Here is a 6959-nt window from a genome sequence, read left to right as displayed (position 1 = left end):
ACACGTGGAGGAAAACATGCCGCAGACCAGCCCGAGGCCCGACGCCATCATCCCGGACGAGTCGATCTTCGACTACGTATTCGGCGACATCGCCCCGGAGTTCGCCGACAAGGTCGCCTTCGTCGACTCCGGTGCGACCACGACGTACTCCGAATTGAAGTCGATGATTGAGGCGTTCGCCGGCGCACTGGCGCACCGGGGCATCGGCAAGGGCGACGTCGTCGCGCTGCACTGCCCGAACTCCACGACCTTTGCCGTGGCCTACCACGGCATTCTGCGCGCCAACGCCACCGTCACGACCGTGGCCACGCTCGCCACGGCCGAGGACGTCGCCAAGCAACTGACCGCATCCGGCGCGAAGATGATCCTGACCACCTCCGCGATCGGCTGGGCGGGCACGCACGGCGCCGAAAACGCCGGCTTCACCGAGGACCAGGTGGTCGGCTTGACCGGCGTCCACGGCATCGCGGAGATGCTCGCCGAGGGCCACCCCGCTCCGGAGCAAGACATCGACCCGTCCACCGACGTCGCGGTGATCCCGTTCTCCTCCGGCACCACCGGCGTGCCGAAGGGCGTCATGCTCTCGCACACCAACCTCATCGCCAACCTGGTCCAGGTCGCCGACGGCACCCCGACGGTCCTCGGCTCCGACACCATCGCCGTGACCCCGCTGCCGTTCTTCCACATCTACGGCATGAACGCGCTGCTCAACCTGCTGCTGCGCCTGCGTGCGACGCAGTACACCATGTCCAAGTTCGACCTCGGCGACTTCCTGGAGATCATCCAGGACCACAAGGCCAACTTCGCGTTCATCGCACCGCCGATCGCGGTGGCGCTGGCCAAGCACCCGATGGTCGACGAGTACGACACGTCGTCGATGAAGACCATGCTCTCCGGCGCGGCCTCGTTGAAGGAAGAGCTGGCGCTGCAGGTCGAGCAGCGCTTGAACATGGACATGGTCCAGGGCTACGGCATGACGGAACTGTCCCCCGTCTCGCACCTGCGCGTCGGCGACGGCTCGCCGCTGAACTCCATCGGCACCGCGGTGTGCAACACCGAGTTCAAGCTCGTCGACGTCGACTCCGACGATCTGGCCGAGATCCCCGTGCCCGAGTCGGGCCACTCGGCCGCCGGCGAACTGTGGGTCCGCGGCCCGCAGGTCATGCTCGGCTACCTCAACAACGAGGAGGCGACGAACCAGACCATCGTCGACGGCGGCTGGCTGCGCACCGGCGACATGGCGGAGCTCGACGAACACGGCAACACCTACATCGTCGACCGCCTCAAGGAGCTGATCAAGTACAAGGGCTACCAGGTCGCGCCCGCCGAACTGGAGGCCGTCCTGCTGGGCCACCCGGACATCGCCGACGCCGCCTGCTCCGGCGTCTTCGACCGCGACGGCGAGGAGATCCCCAAGGCCTACGTCGTGCCGCAGGCGGGCGCCGAGCTCTCCGCCGACGACGTCATGGAGTACGTCGGGCAGCGCGTCGCCCCGTACAAGAAGGTCCGCGCCGTGGAGTTCATGGAGGCCATCCCGAAGTCGGCGACCGGCAAGATCCTGCGCAAGGACCTCAAGGCCATGGAGGCCGCCCGGGTCTAGGCCCCGGCCCCGGCCCCGCCTCCCGAGTAGCGTCCGCCCGTGACCATCACCGTCGCGGAGCCGGGCGCGATTTCGGTGAACCCCGCGTCGACGACGACCACGTCGGCGGCCGGCGCGCCGGGAAGCTCGTCGCGCGGCACTTCCCGCACCTGCAGCGGGAAACCGTCCCGGGCCCACCGCCACGCGGGCCCCTCGCCCAGCACCGCGGCCAGCAGCATCGAACCGTGGCCCACCTGCGCGGCGGCCTTGCCCACGGTCATCCCGAGATCGGCGTCGACCCAGATGATCGGCGTCGTCTCATCCGGCGCGCCCGGGGCGGCGTCGTGAGGCAGTTCCGTCCCGCCGATCTGCAGCTTTGCGACGAGCCGGTCCTCCTCCCCCACCGGCGCGGGCACCAGTGCACGGGCCGACGCCCCGGCGACGGAGACGGTCACGCCCGGCAGCGATTGGACGCGCTCCCACTGGGTGCCGCGCGCACGACGGGCGATCTTGCGGATGCGCTCCCCGTACCAGCTGCGCAGGTTCCGGGAGTATCGGGCATCGGGAGCGGTGGCGGGATCGAAGGCCGTGTTCCCGGACGTAGCCGAGTCCTCGGGGTCCTCGGAGTCGGCGATCCCTTCCGGATCGCCCGCCCGCTCATCCAGGCACGCCGCCACGACGGCCTTCGCCGCCGCCTCGAGCAGCGGCGTGCGGGCCGGGCGCTCCGGCTTCGGGATGTGCAGCACGATCGGCATCGACCATGGCACGTCCTCGCCGGGATCACGGTCATGCGGCTGCGGAAGCGCCGCATGCGCGTCGGCGAACCACGCGGGCACGGCGGACGGGGCCGCGGCCGAGTCGTCGTAAAGCGAACTCACTGCTCGAGGGGGACCCGGCGGAACGAACCGTCCTCGCGGTCGGCGTAATCAATTTCGTCGCGGGAGACGCCGAGGATGAACAGCACCTCATCCAGGAACGGCGTGTTCACCGAGGTATCCGCGACCTCCTTCAGCGCCGGCTTGGCGTTGAAGGCGATGCCCAGGCCGGCGACCGACAGCATGTCGATGTCGTTGGCGCCGTCGCCCACCGCGACGGTCTGATGCATCTGCAGGCCGTTCTCCTCCGCGAAGCGCTTGAGGCTGCGGGCCTTCTCCTGGCGGTCGATGACGTCGCCGATGACCCGGCCCGTCAGCTTCCCGTCGACGATCTCCAGCGTGTTGGCCCGGTAGAAGTCCAGCTCCAGCTCCTTCGCCAGCGGCTCGAGGATCTGGATGAAACCGCCCGACACCGCGCCGGCCTTGTAGCCGAGGCGCTTGAGGGTTCGGATGGTGGTTCGCGCCCCAGGGGTCAGCACGATGGCGTCGGAAACCTCCTGCAAAACCGACTCCGGCAGGCCCGCCAAGGCCTTGACGCGCTCGTGGAGCGACTCGGCGAAGTCGAGCTCCCCGCGCATGGCGCGCTCCGTCACGGCGGCGACCTCCGCCTCGCGGCCGGCGTGGGCGGCGAGCATCTCGATGACCTCGCCGGTGATCAAGGTGGAGTCGACGTCGAAGCAAATGAGGCGCTTCGAGCGACGCTGCAGGCCGTCGCGCTCGATGGCGATGTCGATCTTCTGGGACAGCGCAAGCTCCGCCAGCGCCTTGCGCACCGGGACGCCGGCGCCGGGCTTCGGATCCGGCAGCGACACCTTCAGCTCCAGGCCGGTGACCGGGTAGTCGGCGATGCCGCGGATGGTGTCGATGTTCGCCCCGTAGTCGGCCAGCGTCTGGCCGATGCGGGCGATGTCCTCGGCCGTGAGCGGATTGCCCAGCACCACCACCGCGTGCGACGACGCATGGCGGGTGGATTCCACGCCGGCGGTCGACACCTCCACGGTCATGCCGTGGCCCTTCAAGGTGCCGGCGAGGCCATCGGCCATCACCTCGAGGCGTTCGGGCTTGACGCCGACCAGCGCGCCGAGGGACAGCCGGGAGCGGAACAGCGACTGCTCGACGTCCAGCACCTGCGCGCCATGCGCGGCGAGCACCCGGAAGAACGACGCGGACACGCCGGGGCGGTCCGGGCCGGTGGCGGTGACCACCGCGGGCACGAGGCCCTCGGGCAGGGTCACGGTCTCCAGTTCGGGCGCGACGGCTTCGGGGGCTCCGGGTACCTCAACCTTGTTCTGCACGCCGACGATTATCCCATGCCCGGCCCGGGTACTCGACTCCGGGGCCGGTGAAAGGGGTTTTCAGGCACGACGAAGGCCCCCGCCGGGAGGAACCAGCGGGGGCCTTTCTTCGTGACGCGTAGTCTAGTGCAGCTTGGTCACCTTAGAGCTGACGGCCGACGTGAGCCTCGGCGCGCATGCGCTCGACCATGTGCGGGTAGTGCAGCTCGAACGCAGGGCGCTCGGAGCGGATGCGCGGCATGGCGGCGAAGTTGTGGCGCGGCGGCGGGCAGGAGGTGGCCCACTCGAGGGAGTTGCCGTAGCCCCACGGGTCGTCGACCGTGACGACCTCGCCGTAACGCCAGGACTTGAAGATGTTCCAGATGAACGGCAGGACCGAGACGCCCAGGATTGCGGCGCCGACGGTGGAGATCATGTTCAGCGTGGTGAAGCCGTCGGACTCGAGGTAGTCCGCGTAACGGCGCGGCATGCCCTCGTTGCCCAGCCAGTGCTGCACCAGGAACGTCAGGTTGAAGCCGACGAAGGTGAGCCAGAAGTGGATGTGGCCCAGCTTCTCGTCCAGCATGCGGCCGGTCATCTTCGGGAACCAGAAGTACACGCCGGAGTAGGAAGCGAACACCAGGGTGCCGAACAGGGTGTAGTGGAAGTGCGCCACCACGAAGTAGGTGTCCGAGATGTGGAAGTCCAGCGGCGGGGCGGCCAGCATGATGCCGGTCAGGCCACCGAACAGGAAGGTGACGATGAAGCCCAGCGCGAAGGTCATCGGGGTCTCGAACGTCAGGTGGCCGCGCCACATGGTGCCCAGCCAGTTGAAGAACTTCACGCCGGTCGGGACCGAGATCAGGAACGTCATGAAGGAGAAGAACGGCAGCAGGACCGCACCGGTGACGAACATGTGGTGCGCCCAGACGGCCATGGACAGGCCGGCGATGGACAGGGTCGCGAAGACCATGCCCGCGTAGCCGAACAGCGGCTTACGGGAGAACACCGGGATGACCTCGGTGATGATGCCGACGAACGGCAGCAGCAGAACGTAGACCTCGGGGTGGCCGAAGAACCAGAACAGGTGCTGCCACATGATGGCGCCACCGTTGGCCGGGTCGTAGATGTGGCCGCCCAGCTTGCGGTCGTACAGCACGCCGAGGGCGGCGGCGGTCAGGATCGGGAAGATCAGCAGGGCCAGGATCGAGGTCACCAGGATGTTCCAGGTGAAGATCGGCATGCGGAACATGGTCATGCCCGGCGCACGGAGGCACAGGACGGTGGTGGTCATGTTGATGGCGGAGGCGATGGTGCCCACGCCGCCGACGCCGACGCCGACGATCCACAGGTCAGAGCCGACGCCCGGAGAGTGGATGGAGTCCGACAGCGGGGAGTACATGGTCCAACCGAAGTCGGCCGCACCGCCCGGGGTCAGGAAGCCCGACAGCATCAGGATGCCGCCGATGGTGGTCAGCCAGAAGCCGAAGGCGTTCAGACGCGGGAAGGCCACGTCCGGCGCGCCGATCTGCAGCGGCAGGATGTAGTTGGCGAAGCCCCAGACGATCGGGGTGCCGAACAGCAGCAGCATCACCGTGCCGTGCATGGTGAAGAGCTGGTTGAACTGCTCATTGGACAGGAACTGAAGGCCCGGCTGGAACAGCTCGGCGCGGATGAGCAGAGCCATGAGACCGCCCACGAAGAAGAAGGAGAAGCTCATGATGATGTACATGATGCCCAGCTTCTTGTGATCGGTCGTGGTCAGCATTTCCCACGCCCAGCTGCCCTTACGCTCGTGCCCGAACGGCTCCGGCCGTTCTGCCGCGACCACGTCGTGGTCGGGGCGAGGCGCTACTGCAGTCATTCTTCCTCCTGACTACGCGATTCCCCGTGTTACTCACAGGGTCATCAAAGATTTGTTGCTGCCTAGATGTTAGAGGAGGTGGACACGTTTATGCGAGTCCACCTCGCGGTACCTGGCCGAGTCTAACCCCGACCTGTGAAAATGTTAAGGCCACCGATGGGGAGGGGGGTATGCGCAGGTCCTGTTGGGCCGCGCGGAAATTGCTGAGAATTCCCTTAAGCAGCGACGATGCGTCGAAAACATGAGATTTGCAGCTCTCGGGGCCCCGTCTCCCCCGCTCCACCCCCGCCAAAAGTTCCCGGTGAGCGGTGGTTCACGTCGTTCGCGCGGGGTGATGCACAGCACGATCCCGGCGCCCCATGAGGGGCGCCGGGATCGTCGTGAAGCGAAGGGAACTAGAAGTCCCAGTCCTCGTCCTCGGTGCTCTCCGCCTTGCCCATCACGTAGGACGAGCCGGCGCCCGAGAAGAAGTCATGGTTCTCGTCGGCGTTGGGGCTCAGGGCCGACAGGATCGCCGGGGACACCTTGCACTCGTCGGCCGGGAAGATGCCCTCGTAGCCGAGGTTGTTCAGCGCCTTGTTGGCGTTGTAGCGCAGGAAGCGCTTGACGTCCTCGGTCCAGCCGAGCTCGTCGTACATGTCCTCGGTGTACTGGATCTCGTTGTCGTAGAGGTCGAGCAGCAGATCGAAGGTGTAGTCCTTCAGCTCCTCGCGCTCCTCCTCGGACAGGCGCTCCAGATTCTTCTGGTACTTGTACCCGATGTAGTAGCCGTGGACGGCCTCGTCGCGGATGATCAGGCGGATGATGTCGGCCGTGTTCGTCAGCTTCGCGTGCGACGACCAGTACATGGGCAGGTAGAAGCCCGAGTAGAAGAGGAAGGACTCCAGGATGACGGAGGCGACCTTCTTCTTCTGCGGATCGTCGCCCTCGTAGTAGTCGAGGATGATCTTCGCCTTGCGCTGCAGGTGCTCGTTCTCCTCGGCCCAGCGGAACGCGTCGTTGATCTCCGGCGTCGACGCCAGCGTCTGGAAGATCGACGAGTACGACTTCGCGTGCACCGACTCCATGAACGCGATGTTGGTGTACACCGCCTCCTCGTGGGACGTCAGCGCATCCGGCAGCAGCGACACGGCGCCGACGGTGCCCTGGATGGTGTCCAGCATGGTCAGGCCGGTGAACACGCGCATGGTCGTGCGCTGCTCGAGCTCGTTGAGCGTGTTCCAGCTCTTGATGTCGTTCGACAGCGGCACCTTTTCCGGCAGCCAGAAGTTTCCGGTCAGCCGGTCCCAGACCTCGGAGTCCTTGTCATCCGGGATGGTGTTCCAGTCGATGGCCGCCACCGGGCACTCGCGGGCCTCGGGGTGCTT

5 protein-coding genes are annotated in these 6959 nt (G+C 66.9%); 1 reads left to right on the top strand and 4 read right to left on the bottom strand.

All coding sequences use genetic code 11. The features are described 5' to 3' along the window. The first annotated feature begins 16 nt into the window (after positions 1 to 16). Complete coding sequence (locus tag GX015_RS00750) at positions 17 to 1600, top strand: AMP-binding protein (RefSeq protein ID WP_291342051.1); 1584 nt, start codon at positions 17 to 19, stop codon at positions 1598 to 1600. Here the strand turns inward: GX015_RS00750 and GX015_RS00745 are convergent. The 4 genes from GX015_RS00745 to nrdF form a co-directional block, all read right to left on the bottom strand. Beyond that, complete coding sequence (locus tag GX015_RS00745; protein ID WP_291342048.1) at positions 1597 to 2457, bottom strand: peptidyl-tRNA hydrolase; 861 nt, start codon at positions 2455 to 2457, stop codon at positions 1597 to 1599. The genes GX015_RS00750 and GX015_RS00745 overlap by 4 nt on opposite strands. After that, positions 2454 to 3749 carry a phosphoserine phosphatase SerB gene (gene serB, locus GX015_RS00740; protein ID WP_291342046.1) on the bottom strand — a complete coding sequence of 432 codons (1296 nt, stop codon included), beginning with the start codon at positions 3747 to 3749 and terminating at the stop codon, positions 2454 to 2456. Before serB ends, GX015_RS00745 begins: the two co-directional genes overlap by 4 nt. 142 nt (positions 3750 to 3891) lie before the next feature. Next, on the bottom strand, positions 3892 to 5592 hold the full coding sequence (gene ctaD / locus GX015_RS00735; protein ID WP_291342045.1) for a cytochrome c oxidase subunit I: 1701 nt from the start codon (positions 5590 to 5592) through the stop codon (positions 3892 to 3894). A 395-nt stretch (positions 5593 to 5987) separates the two neighbouring features. After that, entirely contained in the window at positions 5988 to 6932 is a 945-nt protein-coding gene (gene nrdF / locus GX015_RS00730) for a class 1b ribonucleoside-diphosphate reductase subunit beta (protein WP_291342049.1), read from the bottom strand. Positions 6933 to 6959: the final 27 nt, after the last annotated feature.

This window comes from Corynebacterium sp. (genome assembly GCF_012837295.1).
In the GTDB taxonomy this organism is placed as follows: Bacteria; Actinomycetota; Actinomycetes; order Mycobacteriales; family Mycobacteriaceae; genus Corynebacterium.
Note: the sequence above shows the minus strand (reverse complement) of the source record. Positions and strands in the feature narration are given on the sequence as shown.